Below are 17,571 nucleotides of genomic sequence, written 5' to 3'. Positions count from 1 at the left end.
CTTCCATTCACCTCTTTACTTATATTTTTAAGTCATCTAATTCGAAAAGAGATACGTCGTCTAATTGCTTGAATGAAGAAGTCAGTTCGATCTCTTCTATTCTCATCGCATCTGCTGAAACAGCCCGCATGATGTCTTTCAGCAAGCCTGCAATCCGCTGAATGGTTTCCTCACTGAAAAGCTCAGTATTATATTCAATCGTTGAAGAAAGACCGTCTTCCTGCTCATACGCAATCCAGAGTAAATCAAAGCGCGACGTTCCTGTCTCATACGGATAATCACTAAAGGTTAAACCGCCTACCTTCAGTTCTGGCTGATTCATATTTTGCAAAGCGAACACAGCATCAAACAATAGATTCCGGCTGACACTCCGGCTTAACTGGAGGTCTTGAACCATTTGTTCATATTGATATTCTTGATGTCCGAAATCACCGATGACATGTGCCTTCACATCCTGAAGGAATTGCTGGTACGTCAGCTCTGCTTTAGGATATAAACGAAGTGGCAGCATATTGACAAAGATACCGATGACTTGCTGCAGCTCCTCTTGTTTTCTGCCTGCTACCGGAACCCCGACCGTGATATCTGATTGTCCGCTTAATTTATGAAGCAAAATCTGATACACACTTAACAGACCCATAAACAGAGTGGCGTCTTCTTTTAAAATAATTTGCTTAAACGCGTTCAGCTCTGCTTCTTCTATACGGAACGTATAATGCCCACCGCGGAATTGTCTCACCTCTGGCCGATCGAAATCTGTTGGCAGATCAAGTAGCGGGGCACCCTCTAACCGGTTTTTCCAGTAATCACTCGATTCTTTCAGTGCTTCAGACGCAAGCATGTCATTTTGCCATTCTGAAAAATCTTTATATTGCAGAGCGAGAGGCTCAAGCGTCCTGCCGTCATATAACTGCATAAAGTCGTTGACCAAAATATCTTGAGAAAGACCGTCTGAGATAATGTGGTGCATGTCCAGCATGAGCACGAATTCCTCTTTTGCCAGCTTCATCACACCGACTCTCATCAATGGAGCCTCACTTAACGTAAAGGCAGTCAAAAATTGTTCAATCACTTGTTTTTGATCTTCCTCAGATCCTTGTGTCGATCCTTTTGTGAGGTCAAACAATGTGACTGCAAATGGTACCTCTTCTTCAATCTTTTGATAAGGGACGCCATTCTCTAGTACAAACGCTGTCCGCAAACTTTCGTGTCTCTTAATGAGCTGCTGAAATGCCCATTCCAACCTGCTGATATCGAGTTTTCCTTTGATTCGTCCCGCTTTAAACTCGTTGTATCCTGTGCTGTTTACATCCATTTGCTGCATGAGATACAACCGTTTTTGCGCAGACGACAGAGGATAATGCTCCTTCACTTCGGCTTTTTCAATCGCATGATAAGCAGCAGTATCTGCTTGGTCGATATATGCTGCCATTAATCGTATCGTAGGTATTTGGAAAAATTGTGGCAGTGTCAGCTCTACACTAAATGCACGATGAATGATGCCAATGAAGGTAATCGCCTTAAGAGAATCTCCACCCATTTCAAAGAAATGATCATCTATGCCAATGTCATCAATCTTAAAGAATGCTTGCCAATGTTGACTTAATTCCTTCTCCAGCTCTGTTTCAGGTGCCGCATAATTCGTTGAAAGCGCTGGCCGAGAATACAAGTTTCCATCTTGTACATGCTCTCCGCCGCTCTCTTCCTCACGGGATAAACGGTCTACATATCTGTGAATACGATCATGTAAAGATGTTGTCGAAATAACCATTTGTTCCACGTGATCCAGTGAAAGCAATCGTTCAAAGATCATTCTTCCTTCTTTTTCTGTAATTAACGTTTCGGTGACATCATCTCCGATTGGAAGATCGAGCTGCTTCCCCTGCTCAAATTCCCAGCCGTCAAAGCTAATGACAGACCACTGTGTTTCTGAACGTAGATTGCGTTCATACACGTACGCATCGATGAAATGATTCACAGCTGTATAGGCTGTAAAACCGAGTCCGCCCAAGATCGGTGACAAAGATGACAGTACAAAACAGAAATCAAGGGATCGATCACCTAAGGCGGCATCAAGATGAAGTACGCCATTCATCTTCGCTTCAAAATGCGGCTCCGAAAATGTGACATCTGTTTGCTCCATCACCCGGAAAGATTGGTCGCCTGTCACTCCAGCTGCATAGATCACACCGTCGATCTGTCCATATGACGCATCCACTGTGTTGATCAATTGCTGGATATCTTCCCTGTGACGAACGTCTACTTTCTGTATGAGAACGTCTGCGCCTGTCTCTTCCAGTGCCATTACCTTTTGTATTTTTTTCTTTGTTGGATCCTGTTCATCGTGCGTAGACAGCCATTCTCGCCACTTGCTTCTATCAGGGAGTCCAGACCTGCTCGTTAAGATTAAGGTTCCCTTCGTTTGCTCGGCCAAAGTCTGGGCGATATTCAATCCAATAAACCCAAGTCCGCCAATTAAAATGTAGACACCATCTTTTTTAGCCAAATGAGCATGTCCTGTTTCGGGAACTGAACCTTTCGCATACTTTTTCACATATCGCTTATTTCGTCGATAGACCGTGAGAAGCTGTCCATACGCTCGATCTAGCTCATCGCTTATTTGCTTCAGCAATCGCTTTTCTTGAACCCCATTTTCCACCGGGCGATCAATATCAAGAATGCGGTAACGCAAGTTCGGTGTTTCTTGTGAAATAACCATGGCAGGTCCTAGATGGATCGCTTTTTCAGGATAAAGTTCAGGCTCCCCGCCAACGGCATACGTCAATGAGGAAAGAACGGTAATCGATACCTTTTGGTCCAAAACATATTTTTTCAATGCCTGGCCGATATAAAGCAAGGAGTAATAAGCATCTTGCTGCGTTTGCTTCACCCATTCTTCTTCCGTGTGAGATGGCTGTCGTTCTGAAAGCCCCCATAGATGACAAACTTCTGACACGTTGATTTCGTCATCTGCCAGATTTGATATGAGCCTTTCATAATCAGATGGCTCATGTGACCGAATGGTATAGCTTTTTTCGTCATGCTTCGTAAATTCATTTCCTTTACGAACCACTACGAACTCGTTCCGTTTCGTCAGGAGCTCAGCCGCAATCTTCTCTCCGAAAGCAGATGGCTCTGCAAACAAAAGCAAGGCTCCGGCAGACGAATCATCTGATGGCACGCAAGGTAAAAGACCCGCTTCCCAATGAGGGGTATAGAACCATTCATCCATTTGCTGCTTTCGTCCAGACTGCTTTGGTTTTTCGTGCTTTACACGATCTGCTGCATCATACCAATAGGAAGTTTGATCAAACGCATACGTTGGCAGCGGCATTTTCCGCGGCTGACGGTTTAGATGGAACCTGTTCCAATCAATGGATAATCCGTTTGTCCATAGACGTCCGATCTGCCCAAGTAAAAATTCTGTATCCGTCACATCTTGTTTTGCATGTCTGAGCACATGACATACATGCTGATTCAGGCCGTTCAATGACCTGTTGACCATCACGCTTAAATCTTGTCCTGGTCCAATCTCAATTAATTGAATATTGTCCTCTTGTAAAATATTTGTGATGCCTTCAGCAAAGCGAACTGTATCGGTCATATGCCTTTTCCAATAAGACATATCTTTCGCACTCGTATCTGTCATCCAATCTCCTGACAAATTCGAAATAAATGGAATACGAAGTGTTTTGGCTTTCATATGCTTTAATTTTTCTCCGAATTGCTCCGCTGCCTCCTTCATGACATGTGAGTGGGCAGCAATGGTTCCACCTAACCGCATACACATCAATCTGTTGCTTTTCAGCTCTTGTTCAAATTCACTTATCGCCTCTTCTAGACCTGACACGATACATGATGAATCATTGACAACCGCGAGAGAAATATTATTTGGAAGCATCGGTTTTAGCTCTGCCTCAGGTAATGGAACACTCATCATGACGCCAGCTGGTGACGATTGCATCGCATTCGCACGATAGGCGACCATGGACATTGCGTCCTTTAAGCTGAATAGCCCTGATATAGCGGCCGCCGTTAATTCGCCAAAGCTATAGCCGATCATTGCATCAGGACGAATGCCCCATTCAATGAAGAGCATGGATAAGGCATATTCAATGGCAAAAATGGCCGGCTGTGCATATTGAGTACTTGCTAATTTTTCACGCGCCTTGTCTGTTTCAGCCGCTAATGGGTAAAGAATACGGGCAAGACTTCGCCCCGTTGCTTCTTCATATGCTTGAAAACAAGCATCCATTTGCTTCTTAAAGTAAGGCTCTTCCCGGTACAAATCTAATCCCATATTGAGATATTGATTGCCTTGTCCAGAAAACATAAAAATAATCTTTTGTTGCTCCACATGCGAATGCATGAGCTTTCCAATGCCCTTGCCTTGCTTTTCTGTTAATACTCGCAAAGCATCTTCTCTGCTTGCCGCAACAAATGCCTGACGGAAACCAAAGAACTGTCTTCCTGTTTGCAGAGTATAAGCTGCGTCTGCCAAATTGATAGAAGGCGTGTTTTCTATTTGGTTTACGAGTTTGTCTTTCATTCGTTCCAAGCTCGTTTTGCTCTTTGCTGAAAGAACAAGCAGCTCAGCAGAACGAGGCATTTGCTGACGATCTCTTTGTGGTGCTTCTTCTAATATGACATGTGCATTGGTTCCACCCATTCCAAATGAGCTCACCCCAGCCCGCCGCAAATGTGAAGCTGGCTGCTTCCAGTCAGTCAGCTCAGTGTTTACAAAGAAAGGGCTATGCTCAAATGCAATGTTTTCATTGGCTTTTTTGAAGTGAAGACTAGGTACAAATGTGTGATGCTGAAGCGAAAGCACAGCTTTGATCAAGCCAGCTGCTCCTGCCGCTGCATCCAAATGTCCAATATTGGTTTTGACAGACCCAATACGGCAAAATTGTTTTTTCTCTGTGTCGAAAGCCTTTGTGAGCGCCTCTATTTCAATCGGATCACCAAGTGATGTTCCAGTTCCATGTGTTTCCACATATTCAATCGTATCTGGTGAAACATCTGCTTGATTTAGAGCATCCTGAATGACACGTGTCTGTCCTTCGACGCTTGGAGCATTGAAACCAACCTTTTGATCACCATCATTGTTGATGGCAGAGCCCTTAATGACCGCATAAATATGGTCGCCATCTTCTATGGCTTCACTAAGTGCTTTTAAAGCAACAAGACCAACACCATCTCCGCCAACAGTTCCATCCGCTTGATCGTCAAAGGCGCGGCAGTGGCCATCACTTGATTTCACCATGTTCTGCTGATAAACGTAGCCTGATTTCACTGGGTGCAGGATCGACACACCTCCCGCAAGAGCTACATCTGAATCACCATCCGCAATGGATTGACAGGCCAAATGCAAGGCGACCAAAGAAGTTGAACAAGCGGTTTGCAGCGTAAGCGCCGGTCCTTTCAAATTCAATTTATGGGCAATTCTTGTACTTACGGTGTACGTATCATTGAGTGAACCCACTTCAAACAGCTCTGACATACTGCTATCAAGGGAAGAGGCAAAACGCTGAATCCATTGGAAGTTCGATGTGGACCCCGTAAACAACCCGACCTTACCCGTATAATCTTCTTGCACATACCCCGCATCTTCCAGCGCCTTATAGGCGTACTCATGGAGAAGACGTATTTGAGGATCCATCATTTCTGCCTGACCTGGCGAATAACCGAAGAAGGATGCATCAAATAAATCAGGTCCATCAATCACACCTTTTGCCCTCACATAATCGGGTCGTTCGAAGGTCTGACGGTCAATACCAGCTTCAAGCAGTTCTTCATCGGAAAAGAAGGAAATTGATTCTTCTCCATTCTTCAAATTTCGCCAAAATGCCTCAACATTTTTCGCACCAGGGAATTTACCAGCCATTCCAATAATGGCAATCGGCTCATTGGCTTTTCTTGTCTTTTGTTTCACAGGCTGCGCGTCTGCCGCTACCTGCTCTGAATCGCCGCTTAAATATGCGGCAAGCTCTCTAATCGTTGGACGGCGGAACATTTCGACCATTGGAATGCTTTGATTCAATTGCTTAGCGAGCTGTTGATTGACGTGGATTAAGTTGAGTGAATGCCCGCCAATGTCAAAGAATTTGTCATGAACACTTACCTCATCTAAGCCGAGGACTTTTTTCCAGATGTCTTGAATGACTTTCTCAGTATCAGAAAGATGGGCAGCGCCCGCCTGCTTATTCGTTTGCTGCGCCTGTTTCAAAGCAGGTAATGCCCGTTTATCTAGTTTGCCATTGGCAGTCAGCGGCATATCATCCAATTGAACAAAGTGAGTTGGGATCATATAATCCGGCAGCTGATCAGCCAACGCTTGTTTCATTGCAGCTTGATCAAGTCTGGCTGTCGTGACAACATATGCGGCCAAACATGGTGTACCAGAAGCATCTGGCTTTACAACAACAGCTGCTGCTTTCATACCTGGCTGTTCATTCAGCCAAAATTCAATTTCACCTGTTTCAATACGATAGCCTCTCAGCTTCACTTGATCATCATTTCGACCTAAAAATTGAATGAGCCCATTAGGCAGAATGCGGGCTGCATCACCTGTTTTATAAATTTTTTCACCTGGCTGGAAAGGGTGATCAACAAACCTTTCTTCGGTGAGTTCCGGTCGATTCAAATACCCTTTTGCGACACCTTTCCCGCCAATATATAATTCACCGACGGTTCCTTCCGGCATGAGATTCATATGTCTGTCAAAAAGAAGAATATCTGTATGCTGTGCAGGCTTTCCAATCGGTACATACACGTCTTGATCAAAATCCTGGTCATATCGATGAATCATGCAGCCAACCACCGTTTCAGTTGGTCCATATTCATTCACAATTTCAATTGGCTGCGGGAAGGACTGCTGAATGGATTTCGCTAGAGATGTTTCCAGTTGTTCTCCGCCTAAAATGAAACATTTCATTTGGCTGTCTGGGAAAGACAAATGCTTAATAAACTGTAAATGAGATGGTGTCAGTTTCATCACATGTACGCGATTATCTTTTATGATGTCTTCGACAAGCAGCTGCCGGTTTTCATGGTGGTAAATCATGATGGTATTTCCTGAAATGAGCGGCGTGAAAATAGAAGTAACCGTCAGGTCAAAGGACAGTGAAGTATACAAAGCAAAATGCCTTGTTTCTCCTCGAACATATACTTGCTTCGCCCAATCAATATAGTTGGCTAAGCCAAGATGATGAATGAGTACACCTTTAGGTCTTCCGGTCGTACCTGATGTATAAATGCAGTAGGCTGTTTGGTCTGAGGTGATGGCTTCTGCCAAGTTGTCTGATGGTCCGGTGTATAGATCCGGCTGTGTGATATCAATTTTTTCTCCATGATAAGCATAGGTGAGCCCTTTAATTGGATGAGTTAAGAGCCATTCTACTCCGCTGTCTTCTAATAGATATTCTATTCGTTCCTGCGGGTATTCAGGATCAATCGGTACGTATGCACCGCCAGCTTTTAAGATCGCTAAGCATGCTATCACCATTTCAATGGAATGCTCTGCTAAAATGCCGACACGCTGCTCCTGTTTGACTCCTTTGTTTTGTAAATAATGTGCGAGCTGGTTCACTCTCTTATTGAGTTGTTCATATGTAACCGTCGTATCGCCAAACTCAACTGCGGCTGCCGCTGGCGTTCGTTCCACTTGTGCTTCAAAAAGGTCAATCACCGTTGGTTCATTGCTAGATGTTGCCCCGCCATACTGCCGGAAGACCGCTAATTGCTTTTCTTTCTCTTCTTCTGATAGCAGCTGTAGCTGAGCAGCAGATTTGTGCGGATGAGCACAGGCATCAGACAGGAGATGAAGAAAATGCTGACACCACTTTTCGATTTGTTCAGCTGAAAAGCTGACGGGGTTATACACCAATGAAAAGTGCAGCTGATCATCAAACGCCTGGACACTAAGCGTGAGATCGAATTCTGTCTGCTCAGTCATCTCAAATCCACGAATACGAATAGGCTGATCGTTTTTCGTGAGCATTTGATCTAGTGGATAGTTTTCAATGACGACGATTGAATCAAATAACGATTGCTCTGCCGTCATTCCTGCATATTTCTTTAAATCAGATAGCGGTGTATGTTCATATTCATTTCTTACAGCTATCTCACGACTCACTTCCTGCATCTGTTCAAGAATCGGCCGCTCTTGTTCGAATGAGACCCGCAGCGGCAATGTGTTAATGAACAGCCCTGTCATCTTTTCAATATGAGGGACATCCGCATTTCTCCCTGATACTGTTGTCCCAAAGACAATATCATCTTGGTTGGCATACTTAGATAGCAAAACTCCCCACAGCGTATACATCACAGATGCGAGCGTCACGTCATATTGATTCGTGAATTTGCTCAGGCTCTCCGCAATGGAAGTATCCACTTGATGTTCATATTGATGAAAAACTTCTGAATTTTCATATGCGCCGCTTGACTTCGGAAGCAGTTCTGCATAACTCCAGCCATTGAAAACATTTTTCCAATAGTCGGCTTGTGCTTCTGTCTGTTGAAGGTTTTTCTGCTGCCATTTGACAAATGATTGGTAGGACGGTCTTTGTTCAAGAAGAGGTTTGTCCCCATTCGATAAGCGCTCATATGCACTCATCCAATCGCTTAATACAATCCCAAGGCTCCATCCGTCCAATAAAATGTGATGGAAGCTAATGAGAACCCAGCTGACTTCATCATTCACTTCACATAACGTCAGGCGAAATGGGACTTCCTGCAGATCAAAGCGTTCTTCTCGGTTCTGTGCCGTCACCTCCTCTTTCAGCACATAAAGAGGCTCCTTAGCTTGTGTCAAATCACGATATCGAATGTCTGGCTGGTGCTGCTTCAGCACAATTTGTACTGGTCTTGCGAGTTCCTGCCATCTGAACAATGTTCTAAGCATTTCATGCTGTTTGGTGACATTCGTCCATGATTGTTCAAAAATGTCTCGATCTATCGGTCCGTCTATTTCGATCAGCAGTTGTTCAAAATAAGCTGTTCCGTTCGGTTCCATTAAATGATGAAACAGCAGTCCCTCTTGGATCGTAGTGATACCTAACATATTTTCAATGTTCTGTTTATCCAGCTTCTGCGGCTGTAAAGCCATGGGATCATCTCCTTTCTCTCTAAGAATGTTTCACGAAATAATGGCGTAAACCATAGTTAGCAATAACCTGCTGCTGAATTTGCGAAGTTCCTTCAATAATTTCAAGCACCTTCGCTTCACGATATAGTCTTGAAGCTGAGTTTTCCCGGCTAAATCCACTTCCGCCATGGATTTGGACATTTGTATTTGTAATGTCAACGGCGATTTTAGAGGTGAAATATTTTGCAATGGATGTTTCTGTGATCGCATCAGGATGATTCGCTTCTCTCATTTCTCCAGCCTTTAGGCATAAGGCTCTCGCTGCATGGAGCTGGGTAACCGCATCTCCAATCATGCCTTTGATCATTTGATGCTTGTACAATTTTTCATTAAACTGTGTTCTTTTACGTGAATACGTGACAAGAGAATCAACGGCTTCTTGTGCAATGGCAAGTCCTGCCCAAGCGACACTGTATCTTCCATGGTCTAATGCGAGTGACACCACGTGGTTAAATCCGCCCCCAACTGGTCCTAAGACACAGTCTTCATGCACCTGGACATGATCGAGGGTGATTTCCGCTAAATATGATGCTCGATTGGCCATCATTCCTGTAATTCTCTCAATCTCTACACCCGGCTGATCTCGATCGACAAGGAATGCCGTGACTTGTTCACCGTCTCTTGCAATCACAATAAAGAAATCTGCAATCGCACCAAAGGAAATCCACTTTTTCTTCCCATTTAATACATAGGATTGTCCTTCTTTTTGATAGCTTGTTTCAACATGATTGGCATCTGAACCAATATTCGGCTCTGACAAAGCAAAGGCACCGATTTTTTCTCCTTTAGCTAATTCAACAAGCCAGCCTTGTTTTTGGTCTTCTGTTCCATAACGAAGAATGGCTTCTCCTACGAGTGAATTCACTGTCAATAATGTCCGTACATTACAGCAAGCTTTTCCCACTTGTTCCGTGAACTGTCCATATGCTATTGGATCAAGCCCCAGCCCTTGATAGGAAGACGGTATACCTGCTGCCAAGTAGCCTCTTTTCGCCATATCTCGAATGAGCGACTCTGGTAAATGTTCCGTCTCATCGAATTCATTGGCAAAAGGACGGATATGTTCATCGCAATACTGTCGTATTTCTTCAATGGCATCGATCGTTTGTTCAGCTGTTTTCATGAAGAGCGGCCCCCTGTTGTTTTCTCTCAATTAAGGCGACAATGCGATTGACCGTACTAAAATGAGCAATGTCGAGGTCTTCGTTATCTAATTGGAAGTGAAAATCATGTTCGATATAGTTCACTAGTTTCATCGCAAATAGAGAATTGACAAAGCCTTGTTCAAAAATATGATCATCATTTCCAAGCTCAATTTCCTCATCAAATACCACTAGGTTTTGCTCGATATAGGCTCTTACTTGTTCGTGTAGGTTCATGATTTAATCTCCTCGCTTTTCGCTTTTTTATTGTTTGGCTGGATCTTTCTGATTTAATTCAATATTGACATCTACGTATTCTGGGAAAGGCTGAATCATGCTTAAATCATTTTCAAACAAGATATAGCCATCCTCCCCCTTCTCAATTTCTTTGAAATTCGCAAACTTGTATGTGATATACATCATGCGGTTTCGGTCGGTTTGTTTAAAGTCAGCCACAAGGCGCTTTCCTCGCTTTTTCGCTTCTTGCAAAATCGTTGTGAGTAAAATGGTCCCGACACCACGAGACATGACGCGGCAAGACATAAGCAGCAGTTTGACATGCCAGGTGTCGCCTGTTTCTTCTATTAATGAGAGTCCAATTTTTCCATAGGAACCGAATTTATCTTCAAGTTCACAGACAAGCAGCAAGTGAGAATCTGATTGACGGAAGAAATCAAGTTCTTCATAATCATAGGTTTTCCCGCTCGCATTTAATTGATTGGTACGGACGGTCAGTTCTTCAGCTCGCTGGAGGTCTTGTTCTCCTGCTTCTGAAATTACGAATTTCATATGTAAAGACGCCAAGAATTTCTCAGGCGGCCCTTCATATTTCTCTTCTTCCTGCTGCCTTTGGTCCGCTTCTAAATACATTCTTCTGCGTCGTCTGGCATCTTCTGTGATAAAGACTGGACGCAGCCGATCATCAGTGAGTAATGACATATAATCCACTGCATCCCAGCACGTAATCTCTGGGTGAACAGCCTTCACTTCTTCTCTTTCAAATGGCTGATCATCAATAAAGAGAATGGTATCTTTATGAATATTTAGGCGCTCACTGATTCTCTCTAAAGAACTAGATTTGGCATTCCAATGAATCTCTGGATAGAGAAAGAAATGCTCGATCCCAAAGGCGGAGAGCTTTTCCCTCACGGCTGCTTCATCATTCCGGCTTGCAATAGAAAGAAGGATACCGCGCTCATCTAATTCTGTTAGCACTTCCTTCATCGAAGGCTTTAACATCACTTCATCTGATTCAAGTAAAATTCCATCCCATAATGTATGATCTAAATCCCAGACAACACACTTGATTTGCTTAGCCATTTGTTTTTCTCCTCTCACATGTCATATTGGAAAAAGCCTTTACCTGATTTTTTGCCGTACTCGCCTGCGTCGACCATTTTGACAAGTAGAGGACATGGACGGAACTTCGGATCTTTGTAGCTCTCGTATAAAACAAGCAATGAATTCAAAATCGTATCAAGCCCAATTAAGTCCCCTGTCGCAAGTGGTCCCATTTTATGGCCGAAACCCCCGCGGAAAATTTTATCGACATCTGCTGGTGTGGCGACTTGATCTTGCACCGCCCAAATCGCTTCGTTGATTGTCAGCATAAGCACACGGTTGGAAACAAATCCCGGAAAATCATGCACCACAACAGGTGTTTTATCAAACGATTTCAAGAAACCTTTTGCGGTTTCAACTGTGTCATCAGAAGTTGCTTTTCCTCTAATCACTTCAACCAACGCTTTAAGAGGAACAGGGTTCATAAAGTGCGCCCCAATGACCTTCTCAGGGTGATGCATAAGGGACCCTACCTTTGTAATCGAAATACAGCTCGTGTTTACAAAATAGATGGTTTCTTTCGCACAAATATCTCGCAGCTCTTCATAAATGGGTCTTTTAATCTCCCAATCTTCCGTCACATTTTCAATGACGATATGCGCGTCATGTAAGCCTTCAAGTGAAGTTGACAGCTGGATTTGAGACAATACATCTTCTAAAGACAATGAGATTTTCTTCTTTCTCACAAATTGAACCAGTTGATAGGTCTTCTTGATTTTTTCCAGCGCTTCATTTAGTTTTTCTTCTGTGACATCAACTAATGTGACTTGATAGCCATTTGCTGAAAGGTCTAATGCCATATCAGCCCCCATCACACCTGCTCCAATCACACCTACGTGCTTCGTGTTCATTTCTCCAACACTCCAATTCGCTTTAAAATGACATTGATTTTTTCTACGACTTCATTTGTTAATGAATGAATAAAAAAGTGATCTCCATCGAATTCAAAAAACGCACAATCTTCGCTAGTATATTGATCCCAATCGTCTAAATCGAACAGCACAGAAGGCAAATCACGTGTACCATAAAAAATAGAAATTGGACAAGCAGCTGGAACGACTTCATCACACAGATAGGTCTCCAAAAGCTGAAAGTCTGCTCTTAAAATCGGCAGAAAAAAATCAAGCACTGCATGGTTATCGGCAAGTTCCTCAGGAACGCCTCCCATCGCAATGATCGCCTCTTTCAGTTTGGAATCTGACAGTTGATGATAGACTTTCTTTTCTGGAATATGTGGTGGAAAGCGCCCAGAATAAAAGACATGGACAGGCTCTTTGTTTAACCTTGTTTTCATTCTTTTTTGTAATTCATACGCAAGGACAGCTCCCATGCTATGACCGAAAATGGCAAAAGGCTCTCCTTCTTTTAAGGAGGAGGACGCCTGTACATAAAGATCATCTGCGACCTGCTGTAAATCGGTCCGTACAGGCTCTGTCATTCTTGTCCCGTGCCCAGGGAGTTCAAGGGCATGAATTTCTATCGACTGGTCTATATAAGATTTCCACGTACTGAATACGGTACTTGCCCCACCTGCGTACGGTAAGCAAAATAACTTCACGACACGCCACACTCCCTTTTGCATTTGATTGCCAACGCTTCCAGCCAGTGTTTTTCATCATGAATGATTTGTTCTAAAGAAGCTTTGATATTGGCTTGGTACCTGCTAGACATCTCACCTGAGAAAAGGAGTTTTGCTGCCTGATGCCTCGCTTTCTCCCATTCTGATACAATACGTTCCATCCATCCCACCAGCTCAGGTAGATCGCCTTTGATGAGATTCAGCCGATACAGCTCCACTTTCTTCGTATTGATGATCTGATTGAACGACGCCACGAGCTTCTCGATATCATCCAATTGCGGATACTGCTCATAAAATGTTTCAAGAGCTGTGATTCCTTTTTCGATTACGTCTATCTGACCATGCATATTTCTCAGGAAATAAGTCGTTTTTTGATCAAATAATTCAGTCGAGAGCTTGTCCGGTTCAAAGTAGAAAGACGCATAGGAATGAAATTGATCATTCGGCTGAAAATGATCATGAAAGGTGTCATACCCTTTCTGTACATCTTTAAATGACAGCACTTGATGCTCATAAGACAAATTATCTAAATGCCGATTCTCTAATACTTGAAAGGTTTGCTGATTTTCATCGAAACCCTTAATTAAAATTGAATGACGGCTATGGGTTGTCAAATACTCTTTTCTGCCTCTCTGAACGTAAGGGTCTACCCACACAATGACGGGGCGGTCCCGCATCACATCTTGTTTGACCTTTTCAATGAGGTTGGCACAATACGTCATTTTTTCAACTTGAATGCCTTGTAAATTCATAATCTTTTCTGGATCGTGTGCCGACATCCAGTCAATCTGCAGCAAGCCGTCATCTGTAAGCCCATAGGCAAATTGATCATTTAATAAGTATGGAGCGACTTCTTGATCATGCAGCTTCACAATTGGAAAAAAGCAATTGAAAAAACAGCTGCGATAAAACAAATCATTATAAGGATGAATGCCCGAAATCTGTTTGACGGTCATCTTTTTTTCCTCTCTTTCCAGCAGGAGATGTCACCATAAATCCTTTGATGAAACCAATCGTACACAACCAAATGAAAAACAAATAATAAGAAATCGCTAATTCAATGAGAGAGGAAGGTCCCCATACAAAAGTCATTTTCCAAGGCAGCCCATTAAAGGCTAGCTGCGAAAGAATCATTGGCAGGAGCAATATCCCAATTAGCAGCAGCACCCAGCCGATGCTTTTCAGCCATACGCCAAGTGACATGTCCCTGCGAACTAAAGCGCCGTTTCTTACACGCTTTTTCCACTTGATAAAACGAACGACAGACACCATTTGCAGTAAAATAAAAAGACATGTGGCTGCAAGACTCAATTGATCAATGAGCTGAAAAGGATCCATCGATGATTCTGCTTCTTCATTTGTGCCCGTAATCGTATTGGCAATAAGACGTGCCGTTTGCTCTGTGTAGCTGCTATTCATATTTGCTAACACTCCAATAGCAACTCCTTCTTTTGGCTGGATCAGAAAAAATGATGAATAGTTTGGGTTAGAGCCTGCATGAAAAAGTGATGACACCTGCTCATGCGCTTTTTCTATATACCAGCCGGCATTGTAATAGACATGCTTCCCTTCATCTGGGACATTCACAGTCAAGTAATCCGGATTTTTTACAAAACGAGACCAAGTTGAATCGGTCAATTGATATTGCAGCCAAGTCCCCACATCCTGACCATTCATCACAATATAGCCTGCAGGGGTGTTGCCTCGATATTCTGGTGCTTCATAAGCATGCGGAGCAAGGAATTGCAGTTTAAATCCTTCTGAGACAACACCGGACTTCATGCGTTTTAGCCCAGCCTCCGTTTGGTCAAGATGATGCCTTTTAAACAGTTCTTTCATATAAGCCTCATACGACGTTCCTGTTACATTTTCAATGATGAGACCAAGGACATCATAGTTGATGGTGGCATATTCAAAGGAGCTGCCTGGCTTGCGATTAAGCTCAATTGATTTCAGCTGATGGACTGTTTTTTTCAGCGCATCCTTTGCATGATCAGGCTGGATAAGCGCAATAGATTGAAAGGGAATGCCGCTTGTGTGATGCATTAATTGCTCTACCGTCAAACGCTGAGGCTTTCCATGGTATGTTGGAAAAAAACCTGGAATATAGCTGCTCACTGGATCTTTTAAATGAAGTTTCCCTTGCTTCTCTAACTCCACAATAGCAAGGGCGGTAAACGCCTTTGATGTAGATCCAATTTCAAAGAAAGTGCTGGCTGTCACTTGCTTCTTTTTCTTTCGATCTGCATAACCAAAGCCTTTTTGGTACACCACTTCGTCCTTTTTCACAACCACAACGGACATGCCTGGAATGCGCCCAAGCTTCATCTGTTCCTCTATCACTTGATCAATGGCTTTAGGTGTAATCACTGCTTTTGCATGTGTCCCCCCAGCAAAGCTGCTTATCCATAAGACCGCTAATAAACATGACATGTAGATAACATGCTGATTTTTCCTCATGTAAATAATGAATCCATTTCTTCAAGAGACATATTCACTGTTTCAAAATCAGACGGTGTAAATTCGATTCCTTCCTTCTCTAAGCAATGCTGTACCAGACGCTCAATTTGCCGTTCTACCTCTTGTAATAGCTGCGTCATATCTGTTTCACACAGCTGTTTTGCGCTAAAAGAAAGATGGAATATCAGCTGACCGCCCTTGATGGTAGCGACCATATCGATGACGGTTGTTAACGGATTATCCAATGACGAATCAATCCCCGATGTAAAGTAAGACATCTCGTAATCAGATGATTGTTTAAGCACCTGATCAATTTCACCTAGATAGTTAAAGCGTAATTGCGGCGCTGAATGATTAGGAATCTGCCTATTGATGAGTGACAGCAGCCCATAGTCTGCACCTTTATTTGGCACTTCACGTATCGTTTCTTTGACAGCCCGTATGTGATCTGAGAGAGATTCAGACACATGAACATTCACAGGGTACATGGTGGTGAACCAGCCGAACGTTCTAGATACATCGATATCTTCCTCCACAGCATCCCTGCCATGACCTTCTAATTCCAAAGAAATCCGCTTTTGATTCGTTTGCTGATAACAGGCTTGCGTCAAGGCTGAAATTAACAGTTCGTGAGGCTGCGTTTGATACGCTTGATTCGCTTGATTGATCAATTGATTCGTGAGTTCCACTGATAACGCCTTGGTTAATTTGACTTCGTCTCTGACATACCCCTCATTTGAAGAAACTGGATACAGAGGCTGAATATCCTGCACCGCTTTTTGCCAATAGCTGAGCGACTCTTTTACATCCTCTGATACCGCATACTCGTTCATCCGCTCCGTAAATGTTTGATAGGAATGGGTTTTAGAAGGAAGTATTTCTGCTGTAACCTTCTCTGCATGCAATAATTGAATCAAGTCCTCCACAAGAATTTGCCATGACATACCATCAGCTAAAAGATGATGGGCGGCAAAAATGAGATGTGATTGAGAATCAGTTTGACAAAGCGCTGCCTGAATCAATGGTCCTTGATAAAGATGAGTCCTTTGCTTGACCTGACACCCTACATCTTTTAGCGCTTCTTCCACATTCTCTTCTGACAATGCCGTGAAATCGTGTATCATCAGCGGAATATCATGAATGTCTTCATCATAATAGAGTGTGTTAGTTGCCTCATGTACTTTTAACCTTAACCCGTCGTGATGAATGACGAGCTCTTTGAAAGCATCCTGCACGATTCTTTCATCCATCTTTTTCTTTGAATGAACAATGATGGATTGATGCCAAAAATGTTCATCTTTTAATCGCTGGGACCAGAACCATTCGATAATTGGGATCGATTTCACATCGCCCGCAGCCTGCTCTTGTGAAATATGTAAGACAGGTTCCTGCTGAACGACTTGTGCCATTTCTTTAAAAATGGGATACGTAAAAAGATCTTTGGTTTTTAAATAGAGTCCTTTGTCTTTTAACTTCGCAATAAATTGAATCGCCTTAATGGAATCACCGCCAAGCTGATAAAAATGATCAGCTGGTTTGATCGTTTCATGCCCTAAGATGTCTTTTGCTGTATCTACTATGATCTCTTCAATGTCCGCTGTTTCCTTGGACCATTCAACGGCTGTTTCCACTTGAGACAGCAATGGATCAGGCAGTGCTGTCCGATTGATTTTTCCGTTTTGAGTAAGCGGGAGCTCATCTAGTACAACAAAATAGGCAGGTACCATATAAGCTGGAAGCTGATCTGATAATTTCTTTCTAAGTAAAAAGGACGTCATCTTTTTTTCTTTTAATTCAATATATGCAGCCAGCTGTTTTTCTCCAGATGCATCGGTTAGATCAATAACAGCTGCTTTATCAACTTCTTCAAGTGCAATAAGTGCAAGTTCAATTTCACCCAG

Annotated in this window: 9 protein-coding genes; all 9 read right to left on the bottom strand. The window is 43.0% G+C overall.

What is annotated here, in order from left to right; all coding sequences use genetic code 11:
* Positions 1 to 19: 19 nt before the first annotated feature.
* The 9 genes from MKZ03_RS03240 to MKZ03_RS18960 are packed head-to-tail and all read right to left on the bottom strand — an operon-like array spanning position 20 to position 17,562.
* Positions 20 to 9,109, bottom strand: a complete 9,090-nt coding sequence (locus MKZ03_RS03240) for a non-ribosomal peptide synthetase/type I polyketide synthase (RefSeq protein WP_341030917.1) — start codon at positions 9,107 to 9,109, stop codon at positions 20 to 22.
* 19 nt (positions 9,110 to 9,128) lie between these two features.
* On the bottom strand, positions 9,129 to 10,271 hold the full coding sequence (locus tag MKZ03_RS03235; RefSeq protein ID WP_034664692.1) for an acyl-CoA dehydrogenase family protein: 1,143 nt from the start codon (positions 10,269 to 10,271) through the stop codon (positions 9,129 to 9,131).
* A complete protein-coding gene (locus tag MKZ03_RS03230; RefSeq protein WP_034664694.1) occupies positions 10,258 to 10,527 on the bottom strand; it encodes an acyl carrier protein in 270 nt (89 codons plus the stop codon). Before MKZ03_RS03230 ends, MKZ03_RS03235 begins: the two co-directional genes overlap by 14 nt.
* 27 nt (positions 10,528 to 10,554) lie before the next feature.
* Positions 10,555 to 11,610: an HAD-IIIC family phosphatase gene (locus tag MKZ03_RS03225; protein ID WP_034664698.1), complete on the bottom strand. Its 1,056-nt coding sequence runs from the start codon at positions 11,608 to 11,610 to the stop codon at positions 10,555 to 10,557.
* A 14-nt stretch (positions 11,611 to 11,624) separates the two neighbouring features.
* Positions 11,625 to 12,482 carry a 3-hydroxyacyl-CoA dehydrogenase family protein gene (locus MKZ03_RS03220; RefSeq protein WP_034664701.1) on the bottom strand — a complete coding sequence of 286 codons (858 nt, stop codon included), beginning with the start codon at positions 12,480 to 12,482 and terminating at the stop codon, positions 11,625 to 11,627.
* Entirely contained in the window at positions 12,479 to 13,189 is a 711-nt protein-coding gene (locus MKZ03_RS03215) for a thioesterase II family protein (RefSeq protein WP_334750924.1), read from the bottom strand. Before MKZ03_RS03215 ends, MKZ03_RS03220 begins: the two co-directional genes overlap by 4 nt.
* On the bottom strand, positions 13,186 to 14,166 hold the full coding sequence (locus tag MKZ03_RS03210; RefSeq protein WP_334750925.1) for a C39 family peptidase: 981 nt from the start codon (positions 14,164 to 14,166) through the stop codon (positions 13,186 to 13,188). The genes MKZ03_RS03215 and MKZ03_RS03210 overlap by 4 nt, the downstream gene beginning before the upstream one ends.
* The gene (locus tag MKZ03_RS03205) at positions 14,129 to 15,643 is read right to left on the bottom strand and encodes a serine hydrolase domain-containing protein (protein ID WP_341030913.1); all 1,515 of its coding nucleotides are present in this window, start codon (positions 15,641 to 15,643) and stop codon (positions 14,129 to 14,131) included. The genes MKZ03_RS03210 and MKZ03_RS03205 overlap by 38 nt, the downstream gene beginning before the upstream one ends.
* Positions 15,644 to 15,666: 23 nt before the next feature.
* The gene (locus MKZ03_RS18960) at positions 15,667 to 17,562 is read right to left on the bottom strand and encodes a condensation domain-containing protein (RefSeq protein ID WP_445662033.1); all 1,896 of its coding nucleotides are present in this window, start codon (positions 17,560 to 17,562) and stop codon (positions 15,667 to 15,669) included.
* Positions 17,563 to 17,571 lie beyond the last annotated feature (9 nt).

It is taken from the genome of Bacillus sp. FSL R5-0431, from assembly GCF_038002985.1.
Taxonomy (GTDB): Bacteria; Bacillota; Bacilli; order Bacillales; family Bacillaceae; genus Bacillus.
Note: the sequence above shows the minus strand (reverse complement) of the source record. Positions and strands in the feature narration are given on the sequence as shown.